Genomic DNA, 19,302 nt, shown 5'->3' with positions numbered 1-19,302 from the left:
TCTACAAATCTCCGAAATCAAAATCGTTAAGTTCATCCAGCTTCCCTCTTTCGTCTTCGCTTAGCGGCTCCTGCAGCTGCTCCGCGGCCCCCTGTCCGTCGAGGCCCCATAGTACGCCCAACGTCTCCGCAATCGACGCTTTCTCCCTCGGCTCGAACGAGCCGAACGCCCTGCGCAAAAAGACCAGCGAGCGCAGGAACGCTTCGTCCTCCAAGGACGCGATATATTCGTCGAGCTGCTGCCACAGCCCCGAGCGCGACAGCAGCGCATACCGGTTGCGCATCGACACGCCTTCGAACCAGCCCGCCCCAAGCTCCGCCGGAATTCCCGGCGACAGCCGCCGCGATACTTCCTGCGAGCACTGGTCGGGGGAGATCAAATTCCGCTCCAGCAATATGGCAAAAGCAAACCCAGACAGCTTCGCGTTCCGGTCGTCCCGGGAAGCCAGCGCCCACAGCTCGGCAAGCCACCGCTCGTCATCCACCTCTTCCGGGTGCTCCTGCGAGATGCGATGCATCTCGTTCATGCCGGTGATCATGGCGCCTGCCGCCTCATCGCTGCATACGGCTGCGTCCACGAGGAGCAGCGTCCCCCGCAAAAACAACTGCTGAAGCAGCGGCACAAAGGACGAAGTATCCACCTTGCGAATATCTCCGTAGCGGATCAATACCGATAATTCGTTGGCCGCGGCGGCAATCTGCGCGAAGTCTCCGGCATCGACGGCCAGCCGCTGCAAGGTGAGCCTCGCTTCTTCCATCGCCTCGGGAAGTCCGCACTGGCAGGCCAAGCGGATGATCCGGGAAGCTTCTGAGAGATCCGCACACCCTTCAAGCCGCTCGTGCAGCACAAACGCGGCGGCAAGCTCCACCGTCTCCCCTTTGAGCGTCGATTCCACCGCTTGTATCTCCGCCTCGGGGGTCCACTGAAGCACCCAGTGCTCCGCCCAGGTCGCTGTGTCCTGCCGAACCTGCTGCTGCCGCGCGAAATCGATGCCGAGCAGCGCAAGCCGGTGCAGAAAGACGGACCGGTGCAGATCGAGAAACGCCGCCTCTTCGCTCTTGACCCGCCGGTTCTCACGCAAGTCCAGCTCCAGATCGGCAGCGACGGCGGATTTATACTTCTCCAGCTTCAGACGCTTCAGGTGCCGGTTCAGATCGTCTTGAATCGGCGTCTGGCTGACCCCTTCGGGCAGCCCGCCGATCGCCGTGCCGATGTCCGCCCGAGCCAGTGCCTCGGCCACGGAAGCCAAGTCCCCGAACCCGAGACAGACGACGGCCGCATCCCGCAAGTCCCCCCAGGTCGGCATGCTTCCCCCGCGCAGCGAGGCGAGCGATTCGGCCAGCCGTACCCCCTCGATGACGGAAGCGGTGGAACGATGCGTCCCGCTCTCCCTCAAGGACGAGGCCACTTGTGACAGGTAAAGCGACGGCAGCCTCGCAGCATCCTGCCGGTTCAAGCAATCCCACAGCCGCTCGAAATACGCCGGGGCCTGATTGCCCGCGCCGTAGCCGGACTGAACGGACAGCTTGTAGTACGAATACGGCATCAGCGTCAGCTTGGTGGACGAACGAGGCAGCTTGCGCAGCTCCTCGTCCGACATCGCTGGCAGCGCCAAGTCCATTCCCGAGACGTGATGCGCCCCGGTCACGACCACGATGCGGTCCGATGGCCCAACGGTATCGAGCGCCTGCCGAATCTGCCGCCGCATGTAAGCTTCACGTACCGCGTTGTAAGACGCTTCCCGCGGGTCATGCGCCCGCTCTTCCTGCTCCAGCAGCTCGCGCATTTCCGCGGAGAACCGTTCGATGGCGTGACGATACGCTTCCTTGCTCGGGCTATGCTCGAAATACCGCTCCCAGTAGCTATCGTAATCCGTCTCCCCGGCCAGCTCGGCAACCCGCTCGTACAGCTCGTTCTGCCGCCGGTAAAAGGCTCTCCGTTCGGCCAGCGCATCCTGTCGGCCCGTTTGACCGCCCTCGCCATCGAAGTGATCCGCGCGCGCATCCTCCGGGTCCGCTTCCTCCAGACCCGCGCTTGCGCGTCTTGCCGCTTGCAGCGTCACCGCCGCATCGGAAGGGAGATCGATGAACTCGGCGCGGACCCCGTTTTCCGCCGCCCATAGAAACGCCTGGTATTCGGGAGAATACGAAGCCAAAGGGAATACCAGCGTACGGACCGGAAGCTGATCGGTATAAGCAAGAATCGCAACGGGCGGAACGACGCCGCGGGAAGCGATCTGCCCGATCAAGTCCCCCGCGTCCGAAGGCCCTTCCACCAGCACGACCTGCGGGCGGATTTCGTCCAGAAACGCCCGCAGATGATAAGCGCCCGCCGGCGACAAATGGCGGATGCCGAACACATGGACTCTCCCGTCACCACTGCTCAATCGTTCATCTCCCGGCATGCGTTGTACAAACTCCGCCATTCCGATCCCCGCTTTTTCATCACATTTTCCAAATATTCTTTCCAGGCAATACGGTCCTTCTCCTCATCTTTCACAATCGCGCCTTGCAGGGCGGCAGCCAAATCCTCGTCTTGGATTTGTCCGCTTCCGAAGCTGGCGGCCAGCGCCATGCTGTTCGTCAAAAGCGAGATCGCTTCCGCCGTCGAGATGACGCCGCTCGGCGATTTCAGCTTCTCCTTGCTGTCCAGCGTTGCCCCGGCGCGCAGCTCCCGGAAAATGGTAACGATCTTGCGCACCGCCTCTTCCTCCGGCAATGCCGCCTGCAGCTCGTAGTTGGCGGCAATTTCGCCGACGCGTTTGCGCACGATCTCGACTTCCGTTTCCAGACCGGATGGCGACGGCAGTACGAGAATGTTGAACCGGCGCTTGAGCGCGGCGGACATTTCGTTGACGCCCCGGTCCCGCGTGTTCGCCGTTGCGATGATCGAGAAGCCTCTGGCCGCCGATACTTCGCGTCCCAGCTCGGGGATGGAGATTGTTTTTTCCGACAAAATGGAAATCAGCGCATCCTGCACCTCGGAGGCGCAGCGGGAAATTTCCTCGAAACGGGCAATGCCGCCGCCCTCCATCGCCCGGTAAATCGGGCTCTTGATCAGCGCTTCGTCCGACGGGCCGTGCGCCAGCAGCATTGCATAGTTCCACGAATACCGGACATGCTCCTCGCTCGTTCCGGCCGTTCCCTGAATGACCTTGGACGAGTCGCCGTGAATCGCGGCCGTCAAATTCTCGGACAGCCACGATTTCGCCGTTCCCGGCTCGCCGATCAGCAGCAGCGCCCGGTCCGTCAGCAGCGTCGCGACGGCAATCTCTACCAGCCGCGTGTTGCCGATATATTTGGGCGTGATGTCCATGCCTCCCGCCTGGCCCCCGGTAATAAACGTAAGCACGGACCGCGGCGACAGCTGCCAGCCCGCCGGTTTCGGGTCTTGATCCGCTTCCTTCAACGCTTCCAATTCTTTGGCGTACAGCCGCTCCGCAGGCAACCTCAATACATTTTGCTTTTGATCCATTCGATCCATCCCGCTCCTTTGCCCATTTCCGCTTCATCGCTCGTTTTCGTTTTAAGCCGCTCCGCCACTTCAAGCACCTGCTGCTTTACGCTCTCGTAGGACAGCAGGTCCGCGAACTTCTCCAGCCTTTCGGCATAACTACCGGGAAGCAGCGACATCAGCGTCAACTTGTCCCGGTCCAAATAATAAAACTGTCTGCCTCCCGAGGCTTCGAGCGCCTGCATCAGCAGCTCCGGGGTTTCTTCATGCCCAATCTTGAACAAGGCGAAGAACAGCGAAATCGTTCTCGGCTTCATCTGCTGCGGCGCCACCTGCACCTTTTTCAGCAAGTAGTCGGCGACTTTCGTGTCCCGCTCCTGAACGAACCGGCACACCAGCTCTTCTTCGTTGATGTCCACGAACAAATGCATCCAGCGGGGGTCCCACGAAATCGCGGACGACTCCTCCGCCTCGCGATACACGGTCAGAGCCAGACGCTCGGTCAACTCGTACAGCGTGCGCAGCAGCTCTTTGGCCTGGGCCTGCTGCTTGTTCCGAACCAGAGGGGCGAACTGGTCGTAAACCTCCTCCGGAGACAAGCAGCGAAGCGCCGCTTGAAAGCTGTACGAAATGTGCTTTCCGCCCCACTGCCTATATAGCGACTCCACAAACCGGTAGCCTTCCGGCCGCTGCATGTCGAGCAGAAGCTCTGCCGCAACTTCTTGAACAGCCGTCGTTTCTTTGACCATAAAAGCAGGCGAGGACAGCAGCTTTTCCAAAAAGACGCGCACCGCCTCGTCGTTCTTTCCTTTTAGGCATTGCACCGCCGCCGACAGCTGTTCCACCGCTTCCGTCTTCGCGGAGCTGCCGTCAAAAGCATTCAACCACGCTTCCGCCTGGTCCAGTATCCGCTGGGTCAACGCAGGATGAGAATAAGCTTGAATCGGTTCCACCGCAAGCTCGCGGTCCTTGCCCGTCAGCGCTTCGAACAACCGGTCGGCCGCCCGCCCGGTCCCCAGCCGGGATAAAGCCGACAAGGCGGCCCGCCGTACTTCTTTTCTCCTCTCATACGACTGCTCCAGCACAACGTCCTCCTGCTCGGGGTAGTCCCCGAGAATGTCCACGGCCGCGATGCGGACTTCGGCCCCGCCTTCGCCAGCCGCCTGGAGAATCAGCTCGGCATTCACCGGACCCTGCAGATGATGAATCAAATACAGCTTTCGGGCGTCCCCTTTGCCGCCCTGAAGGTTCAACTGCCGATGTAGTATCGGTACGACCGCCGGGCCGATCGACGGAATAACTTTATCGTATATAAACTCGGCGATTTCCGCATATCCGTCTTCCAAAGCGGCGACCGCAGGCATATGCGTCCGAAAATCTTGAAACAACGAGTCTTCGTATCCTTCGCGGATCACTTCCAAGCGGCCGGGTCCGCGTTCCGTCAAAGCATCGATGAGAGCTCTCATTTTCCGGTACGGGATGGCTGTTACGCCGCGCGTATCCGTCACTTGAACCTCCTTCAGCGTCCCCTGCGCCTCGGTCCGTCCTTGGGTATACAGAATGGAGTGCAGCAGGGTGCCAAGCTCCAGCAGTTTGGCGGAGGCTTGCTCGGGCTTTGCTTCCGTGACGAGCTGTACGCCATCGGCCAGCCGGTTGAACACCGGCGCGTTCTCTCCGAGCTTGCGCAGCTGAGGCAGCAGCCGGGTTAGCCGCAGGTCGCCCGCGGCGACGGAACTGCCGGCGATAAACAACCGGCGCACTTCTTCATGCAGATCGGTAAGCACCTGTAAGCTCATGGATTCTCTCCTTGTTTTAGTAAATAAATCTGACGATTTCGCTTGATGTCACGAGAGCAAGCGGTTGAGCCAGCAGCCTTCCATCGGCAAAATCATGCTCGAACATGACCAGCATGGCTTGGTCCTTCGTGTCACCGTGCTTGAGCAGCGGCAGCAGCTGCGTGCTCGACTGGCCCAACGCCGGTATATCACCGAGGACGATCCGTTTGCCCTGCTCGTCCTCCAGGATGTAATCCTCCCCAATCCGGCCAAGTTTGGCGTAGTGAAGCAGCATCACCGGATGTTTATCGGACAGCGGGTTTTTCAATTGATTTTTGACCGTCTTGACCGCCTCGACATACGAACGCCGGGCATGGCTCCGGATCGTCCCGTAGTCCTCCGGCTTCATCTCGCGGACCGTCATGTCCTCCCATCGCGCCCGCGGATTCAAGTCTCCCGGGTAGACGAGCAGTTCCTTCGCGGCAATCACGGAGAAGAACGAATCCTCTTCCTTCAGATGTTTCGCCGCCCGGAACGGTCTGTAGCTGCGGACCGCAAAAATGTCGCCGCTCTGCAGCTCCATCCAAAAGCCCTCATCGACGTACTCGCCTCTTGGCTCATCGGAATACGAACGGAAAGTGAGCTGTGCCAATTCCGCCTCATGCCGGGCTAATCCGTGCTCACGCAGCTCGGCCAACTGCCAGGCATGCCCAAGCCGCTCTTCCAAGCTGCTTTCCGTATCCGGCGGAAGCTCGGGATTTTGCTGTCTTTCCGTTAAATAGTCCCGGCTTTTCTTAACCAAAGACTGCAATACGGTTAAGCGGTCCATCGCTTCCGTGTACACGCGCTCACGGTCTTCGGACGTACGCAGGTTAAAAAGCAACTCGCGAAACGCCGCCTGAATGCCGGGAATATAGTAGTTACCAAGCTGCTTCGCTTGGTCTTCCATCATCTTGGCTGTTTTCGCATCGAGCCCTGCCAATCCGTTCTGCACGATCTGGTGAACCAGCTTTTCCAATAAGGCGATGCCTTCGAGCTGGGCCGCCCGTTTCTTAGCCAAGGCCGATTTGTTCGGCTTTCGCTTGACGGTCGTTTCTTCTCCGGCAGCCGCCGCTTCCTTCTTCTTCTCTTCCCGTTTCTCCGCCTTGTCCCGCTTGTCCGCGATGTCCTGAGGAACCGCATCGACCTGGAATTCTTTACCGAGAACGTAGGCGTACATCAAGCCTAAAATATGCTTGCACGGAAATTGCCGGCTCGGGCAGCTGCAGCGAAACACAGGGCTGTCCGGCTTGACGAAATCGACGGAACACCGGTACGGCTCTTTGCCGCTTCCTTTGCATTCCCCGAAAATAAGCGTTTCGTCCTCTGACCGGCACAGCTTCGGGAAGCTGTTTTTCTTGACGAGATCCCTGCCGTTCTTGCTCGCAGCGGCATTCAATGCAACGGAATCCACATAAGCTTCTGTCATCGTAGCTATCATCGCATGCTCCTTGGTAAAAATAAGGTGATCTTAGCCTTTTTCCACGCGCAGGAGCCTTTTTCCTTTTTTAAATGGTAAAAAAATAGCATTCCACCTCCGATGACGATAGCCTGCAGGCAAAAAAAGACCAAGCCCGCTCCAAACGGACTTGGTCGATCTTCAGTTGCTAGATAAACGAGATGGCTTTCAACAGCCGGTATAGCATGGTTGCCGCCTCAGCTCGTGAGGCCGAATCGGCCGGCCGGAAGCGGCCTTGATCGTCACCCTCGATAATCCCGGCTTTGACCGCCTGATGCACCGCGTCGCCGGCCCATCCGGAAATGTTGGCGGAATCGTGGAACGATTCGCTGTCGCTGCGGATGTCCGCGGGCTTGACCCCGACGTACTTGATCGCACGCGCCGTCATGGCCGCCAGCTCTTCCCGGGTGACGGTTTGGTTCGGACGGAAGGTGCCGTCTTCGTACCCGTCGATCAACTTCGCTCTATGTGCGGCGCCGACCGCTGCGGCGAACCAATCGCCATCTTTTACATCGCCGAACGGCGCCTTCTCTTGCGAGACGTTGAGCCCCAGCGAGCGAACCAGCAGAGCGGCCCATTCCGCCCGGGTAACGTGCCCTTCCGGCTCGTACGCGTCGGCCTTGCGCCCTTGCACGATCAGCTTGGAGGCCAGCGATTCGATTGTCGCTTTCGCCCAATGTCCCTGTAGATCGCCGAACGAAACGAAGCGGTCGAGCACCGTATACACGCTGAAGCCTTGTCGTTTCAGCTTCGCAACGGGCTTGCCGTCCCGGGTTTCAAACACGGTCGGGACAAACCGGTATTCGTGCGCCACAGGGTCCCACCATACGCCGGTGGCCGTTGCCGCCTTCGCTTGCCCGTTTAACGGCAGCGTGCGGACGGTATAGCTGGTGAAGACGTTTTGCTTCACTTCGTTGCCCTTGCCATCCGTGATGCGAACGTAGAAATCAGCCGGCGCCGCAAGCTCCTTGCCGCCTATTCGACGGATCGCTTCGCCGAGCTGCTCGCGCTCTTGGGCATCGGGCATACGGATTCCGACGTTAACTTGGATATCGCCGGCCGGCAAACCGAGCAGCTTCGCCAGCGTCTGCGGGTCGATCTGCGCCAGCGGCAGCTCCATCAGCCCGCCGGCCGTCTGGAACAAGATCGACAGCTCCGGATTCATCGCCAGCAGCTTCGCAATGGTAGCCGATGGCAGCTCCACGTAAGCAGAGGAATCGGAAGCCGTAACCCGGATCACACCGCTTCGGATGTCGTCCTGAGATACGTTAATGGTTTCTTTCGAGCCGTTGCCTAGTTCGAGATTTACCGTAATCCCCCCGGGGGTCGGCGTTGGAGCCGGACCGGTTCCGGTGGACGGAGACGGAGACGAACCGCTGTCACTATCACCGCCACTTCCGCCGTCGCTCCAAGCGCTCACGCGGATAACCGCGGTCGCCGAGCGTCCGCCGTAAGTCGCGGTCACAACCGTCGTCCCCGGCTGCAGTGCGGTTACAAGGCCTTCCTCGCTAATCCTGGCAATCCCCTCGGTTTGGAATGTGTGGACCGCCCCGCGGCCGATTGGCGTCGTGCTCTTATCCGAGAAATCCGCTATGAGTACAGTCGGAACGGATTGGCCCGTTTTCAGCTCGTACGTATCCGGCGTAAAGCGGATGCCGGTAAGGGTAACATCAAGGTTGACGACAATCGTCGCCTGAACCGTATCCTCGCCGTACGTTGCGCTCACCACGGTTGTTCCTGCCTTTTTGCCAATAACTACTCCGTGCAGATCCACTTCCGCGATAGCGGCGTCCTTGACGGAGTAAATCACTCCGTTCGTCAGGACGATTCGTCCGCCTCCGTACGTTGCGCTGACGACCGTATTGGCCTGCTCTCCGACCTTCAGGCTGTAAGAAGGACGGTCGAAGGCGAGGCCCGTGATGCTTTTATTGACGAGGACGGACGTTTCCGCCTTGATACCGCCATACGTGGCCGCCAGTACGGTGCTTCCGCTTTTTATCCCGGTGAGCTGACCGGATGAGTTGACCACAGCCACAGACGTATCCTTGATCGTATACACAACGCCGGCAGTTAATCTGACAACCTTGCTGTCCGAGTAAGTGGCCTTCACAACGGTTTCCCGGGTTTCCCCTGTCAAAACCGCATACTCCGATGCCTCAAAAGCGATTCCCAGCAAAACCGGAGGATGGATTTTCAGCGTCAGAACCTTGGATACGGCTATGCCGTTGCCATCCTTCACTTGAATCGTCACCGTGTAGACACCGGATTCCTTCGGCGTTCCGTCTATCGTTCCCCGGGAAGCATTCAGTGTCAGACCGTCCGGCAGACGGCCGTCTTCGACGCTCCAGCGGTAGGTGCCGCTGCCGCCCGCCGCACTTAAGCTTCTGCCTGCGTAGGTCAGGCCTACGGTGCCTTCCGGCAGAGGGACCGCCGTAAAGATCAGCTCCGGATTCACTTGGATGCTAAGATTCTTAACGACCGTGACTCCGTTGCTGTCCTTCACTTGAATCTCAAACTCATAATTCCCTGCCGCCGTCGGCTTCCCTTGAACGAAAGCTTTCTTCGGATCGAGCGAGTCAACGGCAAACGTCAGTCCCGCAGGAAGCGTACCGCTTACTGACCACGTGTAGGTCCCGCTGCCGCCGGCTGCGGAAAACTCTTGATTGGCGTAAGCCACGCCCACCGTACCTGCAGGCAGCTCCGGCGTTTGGACCGTTAATGCCGCGCGAACCAGCAGTGTGACAGCTTTTGACGCCTTCACACCATTGCCATCCGCAACCTGGACCGTGAAACTATATGTGCCGTCCGCCATTGGCGTCCCGCTTATCGCGGCAGCCGCCGGATCAAACGTCATGCCTGCCGGAAGCGAGCCGCTTACGACCGACCATGTGTACGTCCCGTTCCCGCCGGTTGCACTGAAGCTTAGCTGCGGATAGGCTACTCCCACGGTGCCTTCCGGCAGAGCCGGCGCTTGAATGACAAGCTGCGGGTGAATCTGAAGCGTCATCGCTCTGGACGCCGTCATCGCGTTGCCGTCCTTCACCAGAACCGTGAAAGAGAACGCGCCTTCGCCGGTCGGCGTGCCGCTCAAGGTGCCGTCCGCCGCAAGCGTCAGCCCGCTTGGCAGCGTACCGGCAGCCATGCTCCATGTATAGACGCCGTTGCCGCCGTTGGCCTCAAGCGAAGCCGTATAGGCTGCGCCGACAGCGCCATGCGGAATGCCGGTTGTAGACACCTCAAGCATCGGATTCACCTGAATCGTGAGCTCTTTTGTCGCTGTTACGCCGTTGCCGTCCGTAGCCTGTACGGTAAAGCTGTAGCTGCTCTCCGTTGTCGGCGTGCCGCTAAGCTTCGCCGCCGCGGGATCGAACGTCACGCCTGCGGGCAGAGCGCCGTCTGCGACAGCCCACACGTACGTCCCATCGCCGCCCGTCGCTGTCAGCGTTTGCGAATAGGCGACGCCAACCGTACCTTGCGGTAAGCTCGAAGTGGCGATTTGCGGCTTCGGATGGATCGCAGTCACGTCACCGGCCGAATTATTGCCCGTCTGGAGCTCGCCGCCGCCAGAAACGACCGCCGTGTTCGTAACGGTTGCAGGCGCATCTTGATTTACCGATACCGTTACGGTGATCGGAGGATAGGCGGCGCCCCCAGCCAGCGCATCAGATCGGGTGCAGCTTAACGTCCCGGTATCGCAGCTCCAGCCGTTGCCAACAACTCCCTTCAACGTCATCCCGGCAGGCAGCGTGTCCGTCACCGTTACAACGTCGTCCGTTGCGCCTTGTCCGCTATTGGTCACGGTCAACGTATACGCGGCCGAGGCTTGCCCCTGCGTAAAGCTGCCCGTATGCGACTTTACCAACGTCAAATCGGCTACGGGAATGATCGTCGTCGGATCGCTAGCCGTATTATTGGCGTTATTGACATCGCCGCCGCCTGAGACTGTGGCCGTATTCGTGAGCTGCGCAGCCGCATTGGCCGCTACGTTCACCGTCATCGTGATCGGCGGATAGTTCCCCCCGGAAGCGAGCGCATCTGATCTGCTGCAGGTGAGCGTTCCCGGATCACAAGTCCAGCCCGTGCCCGCGAATCCCGTAGCGGTCATCCCCGCAGGCAGTGTGTCCGCCACCGCTACCGCACCGCTTGTCGTGCCCGTTCCGGCATTGCGGACGATGATCGTATACACGGCCCCCGTTTGCCCTTGCTTGAAGTTCCCCGCATGGGATTTTTCAATCGTCAGATCGGGTAATTGAATGATATTCGTCGGATCGCTGGCGGTGTTATTCGACGTACTGGCATCTCCGCCGCCCGAAACTTTGACCGTGTTCGTTACGCTTGCAGGCGCATTCGCCGCCACGGTTACCTTCAGCGTAATGTCAGGATAGCTCGCCCCTGTCTGGAGCACGTCCGTTCGCGTGCAGGTGAGCGTACCCAAGGTACAAGTCCATCCCGTTCCCACGAGCCCGGTAGCCGTCAATCCGGCAGGTAGCGTATCCTTTACCGTTACCGTACCGCTTGTAGCACTGTCTCCGAGGTTTTTAACCGTCATTGTATATGTAGCGCCGGTTTGCCCTTGCGTAAAATCGCCGGTGTGCGTCTTGGCGATGGAAAGGTCCGGTGGGCCCGTAACCGTCATCTTGAACGAAGTGCTTAAACTGCGAGACATTCCCGAAACCGAGCTGTTGGCGGTCACCTGAATGTCGGCTGTACCGCCGGCCGTCGGCGAAACGGTCAAGGTGCGTGTGGCCCCGCTGCCTGTGATGACGACGTTTCCGTTCGGAACCACCGTTTGATCGGAGGAGGTGGCCGTCAACCCGGAAAGCTTCGTTTCGTCCCACGGAAGGGTCACGGCATAGGTATTATTCGCACCGATCGCAGCATCCGGCAGTCCTTCATAAGCGCCGATATCGACGGCGACGTTCTTTTTCCGCGGAAAGCCCCGCTGGTCGAACGTCGCTGCCAAAGCATTGCTTCCTTTGCCGATCGCGGGACTGCTTCCCTTCAAAGCATTCGTTTCGCCCAAACCGCCATTGGCGCCCAAAGGAAGCACACCCGGGTCGGCAACATCCACCAGATTCCCGCTCCCTCCCGGCACAAGTCCGTTGCCTCCTAGCCCGACCAGATTATAGCTGCTCGTGGCGTCGATTCCCGCAACGACGTTTTGACCGGTCCTTGCTTCAAGATCGCTGGCAGCGTTCCCTGCCTTGCTATTCCCGGCGGCAAGCGTGTTTTGCAGCATCGGGTTGCCATCCTGCACATACAGCCCGCCGCCCCCTTGATCGGCCTTATTGCCGAACAAAGTGACATGCGTCAGCGTAATGTTTCCTTTCGAAGCGACATACAACCCGCCGCCTTGCCCCTTGGCCGTATTGCCGCTGATCGTCGTATTCGTTATCGTGGCCGGTACGCTGAGGTAAAGCCCGCCGCCGCCTGCCTGAGGATCGATCGTTCCGTTGGCTTGGTTGCGGGAGATCGTTGTCCCGTCAATTCGGATCTGCCCCCCTGCCGAAGCGGGAAAAACAGTCATCCCGCCCCCCAAACCGTTCGAAGCGATATTACCATCGATAACGGAGCTTAATACATCGATGTTCATATCGCCCTCAAAATGCACGCCGCCTCCCCGTTCCATAGCGGTGTTTCCTTGAACGACCGTGTTTCGAAGAACGACCTTGCCTCCGGGCAGTCCGGCGATATTCATGCCGCCGCCCCAATGGCCGGGGGCTGATACGGAATTCCCGGTGACGACGCAGTTCTCGATCGTTACCGTGCCTTGGCTGCCTGTGTAACCCAGAATTCCGCCGCCTCCGTACAGCTCGCCGGCCCAAAGCTGTCCACCGCTGACCGTCAGCGTCTTCAACGAGATGTTATAGCCGGTATCCGAATCCGGATTCAGATTGAATACCCTCTTGCCTGTCACCCCCGTCTGCTTGATCACCGTTCCTGCAGGATTCCCGTTAGGGTCTCCTCCCGCTCCGATGATCTCCACGTTGCTGTGAATTGCCAATTCTCCCGAATCCAACACGTAAGTCCCCGCTGGAATTTGGATCGTATTCGATCCGCCCGAGCCGTTGCTTTGATTCACCGCCGCCCGCAGCGTGCATTGACCCGCTATCGAGCAGTTTCCCGGTGTATCATCTGTCGTGTCCACGGTTATCGTAGCTGCAAAAGCGGAGGAGGCCGCAAACAAGGACAAAAGCAACAATAAAACCGCCGCACCGCCGAAAACGGCAAGCACTCGTACAAAGCTTGCGGTTGGCCTTGCTTGCGCATGATCAACCATGGCGCTCATTCCCATTTCATATCCTTCCTTCGTCTCACCGATTCTCCCTTTTAAACGGCCAATAGCGTACCGGATACCGGCGCATCAGCCTCTGGGAGGAAAAATACCAGTAATACAAATAATAAAATGAACGGCAAGATAGGGTTGCATATTGTTATGAGGCTGGGAGCCCCCTGCCGATTGGACCGCCCCCGGATCCAGCCGAACGGGATTCGTAAAGCCGCCGTAAGCGGCTCCCCCGACACGCCCCGGTGTTTTCGCCCATACCGTTCCTTCGACCGTCGTTCCGGAACCTAAAGCAGCGGAGTTGACCGGATGCGTGTGTACGGGAAGCTCCGCCGCCATTAGCGTTACCGTTTTGCTGCCGCCGGACTGCCCAATTATACGCTCTGTTAAGCCCGGGCCTTCCCCCTTATGCATCGGAGCCGCTCCCTGCAAATTTGGCAGGGCAAACGTCGTTTTCCCGTCTCCTCCATACTTCGTCCCAATGATCGAAAACAACACCGTATTTTGCGCAATCGGCATAAGTTGTCCGTTGCAGAAAGCCCAGCCTTTAGGAGCAAAACTACCTGCAAACATCGTGATCTCCCCATAAAAACTATCCATGAGCCTGCTCCCCCCTCCTACTCCCTGCCTGGATAAGCACCTTGAATCGCAATGCAAAAGTTCAAAACCGTATAGGGCTGCATGTTCGTATGACCTTGATTTTGTCCCACATTGGCCACAGCGCCCGCACTCAGCTGTTTGTCGGCTTGCGTATGGTAGGAGCTTACTGCCGTTTTGGCCCAGACGTTATTTACGGGGCTTTTGGACGAGGCTATGTCATTGCTCCCCCACGCCTGATGGGTATGTGCGGGGATTTCGTTTAAGGTCAGCGTATGCGCTTCCTCGCCCCCGGCTTGTCCTAAGGTGGTTCCATTCCCCGGATGAATCGGCACCCGCCCGCGCAAATCCGGGAGCGCAAAGGTAGTTACTCCATTCCCGCCATAGGTCGTTCCCAGAAGGGAAAACAAGGGCTGATTCTGATTAATCGGCAAAATTTGTCCGTTGCATTGAGCCCATCCGCGCGGCGCAAAGCCAAAAGCAAATAATTTAATTTGTCCGAAATAAGGTTCCGACACCCCGACTCCTCCTCCTACAATCTATCTAAATTAGTTTTGGCTAGGGTAAGTCCCATTCAAGGAAATAATGAACGAAATGGTTGTGAAAGGCATCATATTGTCATGCGGCTGGCCGCCTCCGGATTGCGCTAAGGCGCCGGGGTTCATCGTTCCGCTCGGCGCCCCGCCGCCGAACTGCGTTAGCGTCGAGTTCGCCCAGTATCCGTCTTTCGGCGAATCCGTCGTTCCCTGCTGCGACTGAGCCATCGTCTTATGCGTATGCGCAGGCAGTTGGTTCGTGTTCAGCATTACGGATTCGACGCCATCCTTTTGTCCCAATACATAAGAACTACTCCCTGCCCGCTGCCCTGTATGGATCGGCACCCGTCCCCTCAAATCCGGCAAAGCAAAGGTCACCTGCCCGTCCCCGCCGTAGGTCGTGCCAATCAGGTTGAAGAGAGTATCATTCTCTGCAATGGACAACAGCTGTCCGTCGCAAAACGCCCAGCCTGCAGGCGCATACTCACCGGCAAACATCCGGATTTCCCCCAGATACGACTCTGACATCAACAATCAACTCCTTTTTCGATTCGGTATAGCGAACGCTATTGTGCTGCCAGCGGGCGGCTAAATATAACTTCATACAGAAAACCTTCGGGATTTTTGCCTACGGGTACCGTAAAAAGGTGGAGTTCGCCCAACTGTGGATGCTTGAACAGATAGATCTGCTGTGGGAGAAATGGTTCCGGGGGGCCTGCAAAGAGTAATGAGAACTGCTCGTAATCGGGTGAGGTGCCTGTGTCCTTGGCCTCGATCAAAATCAATTCGGCTTCGCTTTCATCCAGCAGCACTTTAAAGCTGGTATGCAGCGCACCATGAAAAGATGAAAAAGAATCCGCGCGCAAAATATCACCTACATTAGGATAGAGTATTGGCATGCCAGATCATCTCGCAGTACAATTCGGTTTCTTGCTCCGTACGGAACCCGAGCCGTTCGTATAAACGCCGGGCCGGATTATGTACCTGCACGCTCAGGCAAAGTGGCTTAGCGGCTTTTTGCGCTTCGTGCTGAAGCGTTTGCAGCAGCGATGTACCGATCCCCTGCCGTTGATACACAGGAAGCAAGGCCAGATCGACCAGCACGATCCGGTCTTCCAGCCGGGCCGTCATCCAACGGCCGACCCGTTCCTGCCCGCGCCAAACGATCTCCCATCCGTTTTCCGGATACTGTGCGGCGTACGTCTTTTGCTGAAACCCGTACTGCATCCGGAGAAACTGGTCGATCTGTCCGGGTCCCCAGCCCCATGCCCCGACTTCCTCGATCCGGCTGCTTGCATACACTTCATAAAGAAAGGACTCGTCCTCCGCTTGGGCGCGGGAAAAACGTAACACCGCCTGCACCTGCCTTCGGGCCTGATTGCCGTCAAAAAAATTGTCCGCTGCGTCTGCCGCCATATTCCGCAAACCAACATTTTATGCTATCTTAAAATTTAGGTATAAAATACTAGATTGTTCAATTAAATTATACATAGTTTCCTACCTTTCGGCTACAACGAATTGATGCTCTAATAGAGGAGATTTCGAATGAAAAATAAACCGCTTTCCCGACGCACGTTTCTGGCGTACCTTGGCACCGGAGCCGTTACGATTGCCGCTGCATCGACAGGCTTGGGCGCTTTTACCGGCAGTGCCGCTGCAAGTGATCTCCTGTTCGACCGGAAAACCGGCAAAGTAACCGATGCTTTCGCACCGATCGAACCTGGAGCGGGCGACGAGCTCGTCCTCCCCAAAGGCTTCAGGTACGACGTTCTGGCCAGCTTCGGAGACCCGATTAACGGTAAGGGCGATACGTTCGGCTACAATAACGAGTTTACCCGTTTCTTTCCGTTCGACGACAAGCAGGTGAACGGGCTTCTCTGGGTCAATCACGCCTCTGTCCACCCGCTGCTCGCGCTGGGTCAGCGGCAGCCCGGCCCCCTCGGCGCAGATCAGGTCAAATCGCTATTGTACAACCAAGGAGCCTCAATCGTTGAAGCGTACCGCGATCGGGAAGGCAAGTGGAAAATCAAACCCGACTCCGCGTACGGACGGCGGATTACGGGCTATGACCGGGTCGAGCTTTCCGGCCCGGCCCGGGGAACGCACGCCGTGAAGGGAGCCGCGCTGGTGCAGGGCACCTTCGGGAACGGTGCGGGGAGCGTCACGCCTTGGGGCACCGTGCTTTCCTGCGAAGGAGACTTCGAGAGCACCTGCGGCAGCGCGGGGCTTGAGCTCTCGCATTACGGCTGGGTGATCGAAGCCGATCCGTTCGACGGCAATTTCAAGCTGCGGAAGCACACCGCCCTTGGCCGGTTCCATCACGGCCAACTGGCCGTAACGCTAAGCAAGGACGGCCGCGTGGTCGTCTACATGGGGGATACGACCCCGGATTCGTGTCTTTACAAATTTGTCAGCTCCGGGAAGTTCCAGACTGCGTCTGGAAAAGCAAACGCCGACCTGCTGACCGAAGGCACGCTTTACGCGGCCGACCTCGTCAACGGGCGATGGGTTCCGCTGACGATCGAAGCCGTCAAGAAAGCGTTGAACCGCGACGACTTCCAAGTGCCGTTCGGCGTCAATCAAATAAAGGAAGTGCTCGTCGAGCGGTACAAGGAGCAAGCCGATGTGCTCGTCTACGCTCAGGACGCCGCCTTGATCTTGGGTGCGACGCCAACCGACAGGCCGGCCGGTTTGGCTGTTCATGCCAAAAGCGGCGCCCTGATCGCCGCCTATCCGAATAATGTACGCCACGGGAATATCCACGGGCATCTGGCGCAGCTTGCGGAACAGAACGGGGATGCAGGCGCCGCCGCATTCGACTACGAGATCGTATCGAACGGCGGACGCAGCAGCGGCTACAGCTCGCCGGGAACGCTCCTCTTCGACGACCGGAGCAACCTGTGGGTCGCCTCCGATATCCCGGCGGACAAGCTGAATCAAGGCGCGTACGCTCCGTTCCGCAACAACGGGCTGTACGTGGTCCGCACAGCCGGCCAGGACGCCGCGGCGGCGCAGCTTTTTGCATCCGCGCCCGCGGAAGCGGCTTTGACGGGCCCCTGCTTCACGGCGGACGAGCGGACCTTGTTCCTGTCCGTCTCGCACCCCGGTCAAACCACAGCGCAAGCTGGCAAACCGACGAGCCTATGGCCCCACCGCTCCGGGGATTCCGGTCCTCGCCCGTCCGTCGTCGCCATCAGCGGTTTCGCTTGATACGGAAAACAAGCCTTCCCCTGCGGAGGCTTTTTCCTCGTAAAAAGCACCGGATTTACCTCTTAATGTTGTCGAATCGTGTCGAAGCCTTGGAATTTTTCCTTTCAAAGGCTATAATGTCATCAGAGTGAATTTGGCAGAAGAAATGGAAGTGGAATGAACTTGCGAAAAATTGGAAGAAATGAGCCGTGTCCCTGCGGCAGCGGCAAGAAGTACAAGCACTGCTGCCTTCTGACCGGTGAAGCGCCTCAACTCCAAGCGGCAGCGCCGAATACCGGCTCGCCGTCCAACATCCGGCCTTCAACGGATCAAGGTCCGTCTCTCAATGCGGAAACCGTGCAGACACTTATTGAGGTGCTGGACTGGCCTCAAGAAATATATCAATCGGTCGCCGAACAATTAGCCGGACAAATGGTGGGAACCTTCGATTGGCAGCGCATTACGGAAGCCGTTGCCTTATGGCATGCTTACGCGTCCCACGAACGCCCGCAGATCCGCAAAGCGGACGTGATGCTCGCCGCTATGGAATACGCCATCGGCTCCATGCACGGCGTTGCCGAAGTGACGCAATCGGCGCTTTCGGCCAAATACAACGTATCCTCCGGTTCGATCGCCCAGCGGGCGCAAAAAATTACGGAGTTCGCCGAGCAGATGAAAAACGGCAAATAGACCGTGCGTAAGATATGCTGAACAAAACAAAAACCGTTCTCCCGACTCATCGGGAAAACGGTTTTTGTTGTCGTTGCTACTATGCCAACGTGTCAAGGGTCGACTATAATGCGGTCTCTTGGCAAGTCTGCCCGTCTTTCCATATGACTTGTTCCCCGTAATTTTTCCCCCAGTTGTACATCATTTTCAAGACAGGTACGAGGCTTTCACCGTGCTCCGTCAAAGAATATTCGACCCGGGGCGGAACTTCGGGATATACTTTACGGAAAACCAACTGATCCTCTTCCAATTCGCGCAGCTGATTGGTCAACATTTTTTGCGTAATGTGGGGAATCAATTTTTTCAGTTCGCTAAACCGTTTCGTTCCTTTCAACCCGAGATGCCACAAAATGATTAATTTCCATTTGCCTCCGATCACGGCCAGCGTCAATTCCTTCTCGCAGTTAATCGTCATCAAATCGATTCGATCTCTTACCTCGTTCGCCATCGTCATCCCCTCCTCCCGATAGTATACCATAAGTAACTACAATAGATAAAAGGATATACCATCTATTCGGAAACTAAAGGAGTCGATGAGTTTGTACATGGTTCGAATGCATCAACTGCTTTTTTCTACAGTATGTCCGCTGAATCCATAGGTTCCAGCCTCCCGTGGCTTCATGTATGAATGAAAGTCCTCACCAAGAGCGGCGAGGACTTTCAAGTAACTTGCGATCGACTTACTCCAGGTTGGCATGTCTGCCGTACATCCGGTCAGAGTCCAGTCCCGTTTTGTCCATCATCCGAAGAATGACAGCGTCGTAAAATACCAATAATGTTTGTTCGAACAAAGAAGCCATCGGCTGGATCGTCGTATGACCGCCGCTTGCTTGATCTTTAGGCGATCCTGGCAGCTTCACCAGAGCATCTGCCAAACTTCCGATCGCCGACTCGGGAGCAATCGTGACCGCAACAACGGATGCACCCAGACCTTTTGCTTTTTGGGCCATTGGGATCAAGCTCCTTGTTTCCCCCGAGCCCGTGCCGATGATCAGGACATCGTCCTTGCCGATGCCGGGAGTTATCGTTTCCCCGACCACATAGGCATTTATGCCGGTATGCATCAGGCGCATGGCAAAAGCTCGTCCCATTAAACCCGACCTTCCGGCGCCAGCCACAAATACCTTGTTGGATTGCAAAATGATATCGGCCAATGTTTCCGCTTCTTCTTCGACAATCCGTTCTACCGAGCGATGAAGTTCCTTCACGATTTCGGATGCATATTTTATCGTTTGCATG

The 19,302-nt window shown here is 57.8% G+C and carries 14 protein-coding genes; 2 read left to right on the top strand and 12 right to left on the bottom strand.

The features are described 5' to 3' along the window. Position 1: 1 nt before the first annotated feature. The 10 genes from QMG93_RS32800 to QMG93_RS32755 form a co-directional block, all read right to left on the bottom strand. Positions 2–2,404 (bottom strand): DUF5682 family protein, encoded by a 2,403-nt coding sequence (locus QMG93_RS32800; RefSeq protein WP_281944094.1) that lies wholly within the window; start codon positions 2,402–2,404, stop codon positions 2–4. After that, entirely contained in the window at positions 2,383–3,474 is a 1,092-nt protein-coding gene (locus tag QMG93_RS32795; protein ID WP_281944063.1) for an ATP-binding protein, read from the bottom strand. The genes QMG93_RS32800 and QMG93_RS32795 overlap by 22 nt, the downstream gene beginning before the upstream one ends. Continuing rightward, positions 3,450–5,249 (bottom strand): HEAT repeat domain-containing protein, encoded by a 1,800-nt coding sequence (locus QMG93_RS32790; RefSeq protein ID WP_281944061.1) that lies wholly within the window; start codon positions 5,247–5,249, stop codon positions 3,450–3,452. Before QMG93_RS32790 ends, QMG93_RS32795 begins: the two co-directional genes overlap by 25 nt. 16 nt (positions 5,250–5,265) lie before the next feature. Further along, the gene (locus QMG93_RS32785; RefSeq protein WP_281944092.1) at positions 5,266–6,705 is read right to left on the bottom strand and encodes an SWIM zinc finger family protein; all 1,440 of its coding nucleotides are present in this window, start codon (positions 6,703–6,705) and stop codon (positions 5,266–5,268) included. 169 nt (positions 6,706–6,874) lie between these two features. Continuing rightward, positions 6,875–13,015: a putative Ig domain-containing protein gene (locus QMG93_RS32780; RefSeq protein ID WP_281944059.1), complete on the bottom strand. Its 6,141-nt coding sequence runs from the start codon at positions 13,013–13,015 to the stop codon at positions 6,875–6,877. Between the two features lie 75 nt (positions 13,016–13,090). Continuing rightward, a complete protein-coding gene (locus QMG93_RS32775; RefSeq protein WP_281944057.1) occupies positions 13,091–13,612 on the bottom strand; it encodes a phage tail protein in 522 nt (173 codons plus the stop codon). A gap of 17 nt (positions 13,613–13,629) precedes the next feature. Then, on the bottom strand, positions 13,630–14,127 hold the full coding sequence (locus tag QMG93_RS32770) for a phage tail protein (RefSeq protein WP_281944056.1): 498 nt from the start codon (positions 14,125–14,127) through the stop codon (positions 13,630–13,632). 30 nt (positions 14,128–14,157) lie between these two features. Beyond that, positions 14,158–14,673 (bottom strand): phage tail protein, encoded by a 516-nt coding sequence (locus QMG93_RS32765; protein ID WP_281944055.1) that lies wholly within the window; start codon positions 14,671–14,673, stop codon positions 14,158–14,160. A 38-nt stretch (positions 14,674–14,711) separates the two neighbouring features. Further along, a complete protein-coding gene (locus QMG93_RS32760; protein ID WP_281944054.1) occupies positions 14,712–15,044 on the bottom strand; it encodes a DUF6916 family protein in 333 nt (110 codons plus the stop codon). After that, the gene (locus tag QMG93_RS32755; protein WP_281944053.1) at positions 15,025–15,561 is read right to left on the bottom strand and encodes a GNAT family N-acetyltransferase; all 537 of its coding nucleotides are present in this window, start codon (positions 15,559–15,561) and stop codon (positions 15,025–15,027) included. Before QMG93_RS32755 ends, QMG93_RS32760 begins: the two co-directional genes overlap by 20 nt. Before the next feature lie 129 nt (positions 15,562–15,690). Between QMG93_RS32755 and QMG93_RS32750 the strand changes: the two genes are divergently transcribed. Together QMG93_RS32750 and QMG93_RS32745 are read left to right on the top strand one after the other, a co-directional pair. Next, positions 15,691–17,355 carry a PhoX family protein gene (locus QMG93_RS32750; protein ID WP_281944052.1) on the top strand — a complete coding sequence of 555 codons (1,665 nt, stop codon included), beginning with the start codon at positions 15,691–15,693 and terminating at the stop codon, positions 17,353–17,355. 156 nt (positions 17,356–17,511) lie between these two features. Further along, entirely contained in the window at positions 17,512–18,024 is a 513-nt protein-coding gene (locus tag QMG93_RS32745; protein WP_216790802.1) for an SEC-C metal-binding domain-containing protein, read from the top strand. A 103-nt stretch (positions 18,025–18,127) separates the two neighbouring features. Here the strand turns inward: QMG93_RS32745 and QMG93_RS32740 are convergent, their stop codons facing one another. Together QMG93_RS32740 and hxlB are read right to left on the bottom strand one after the other, a co-directional pair. Beyond that, positions 18,128–18,511, bottom strand: a complete 384-nt coding sequence (locus QMG93_RS32740; RefSeq protein ID WP_281944048.1) for a winged helix-turn-helix transcriptional regulator — start codon at positions 18,509–18,511, stop codon at positions 18,128–18,130. Positions 18,512–18,743: 232 nt separating this feature from the next. Further along, a complete protein-coding gene (hxlB, locus tag QMG93_RS32735) occupies positions 18,744–19,301 on the bottom strand; it encodes a 6-phospho-3-hexuloisomerase (RefSeq protein ID WP_216790800.1) in 558 nt (185 codons plus the stop codon). Position 19,302: the final 1 nt, after the last annotated feature.

The organism is Paenibacillus tyrphae, from assembly GCF_027925525.1.
In the GTDB taxonomy this organism is placed as follows: domain Bacteria; phylum Bacillota; class Bacilli; order Paenibacillales; family NBRC-103111; genus Paenibacillus_G; species Paenibacillus_G tyrfis_B.
The sequence above is the reverse complement of the archived record's forward strand: the minus strand, read 5'-3'. Positions and strand labels throughout refer to the sequence as shown.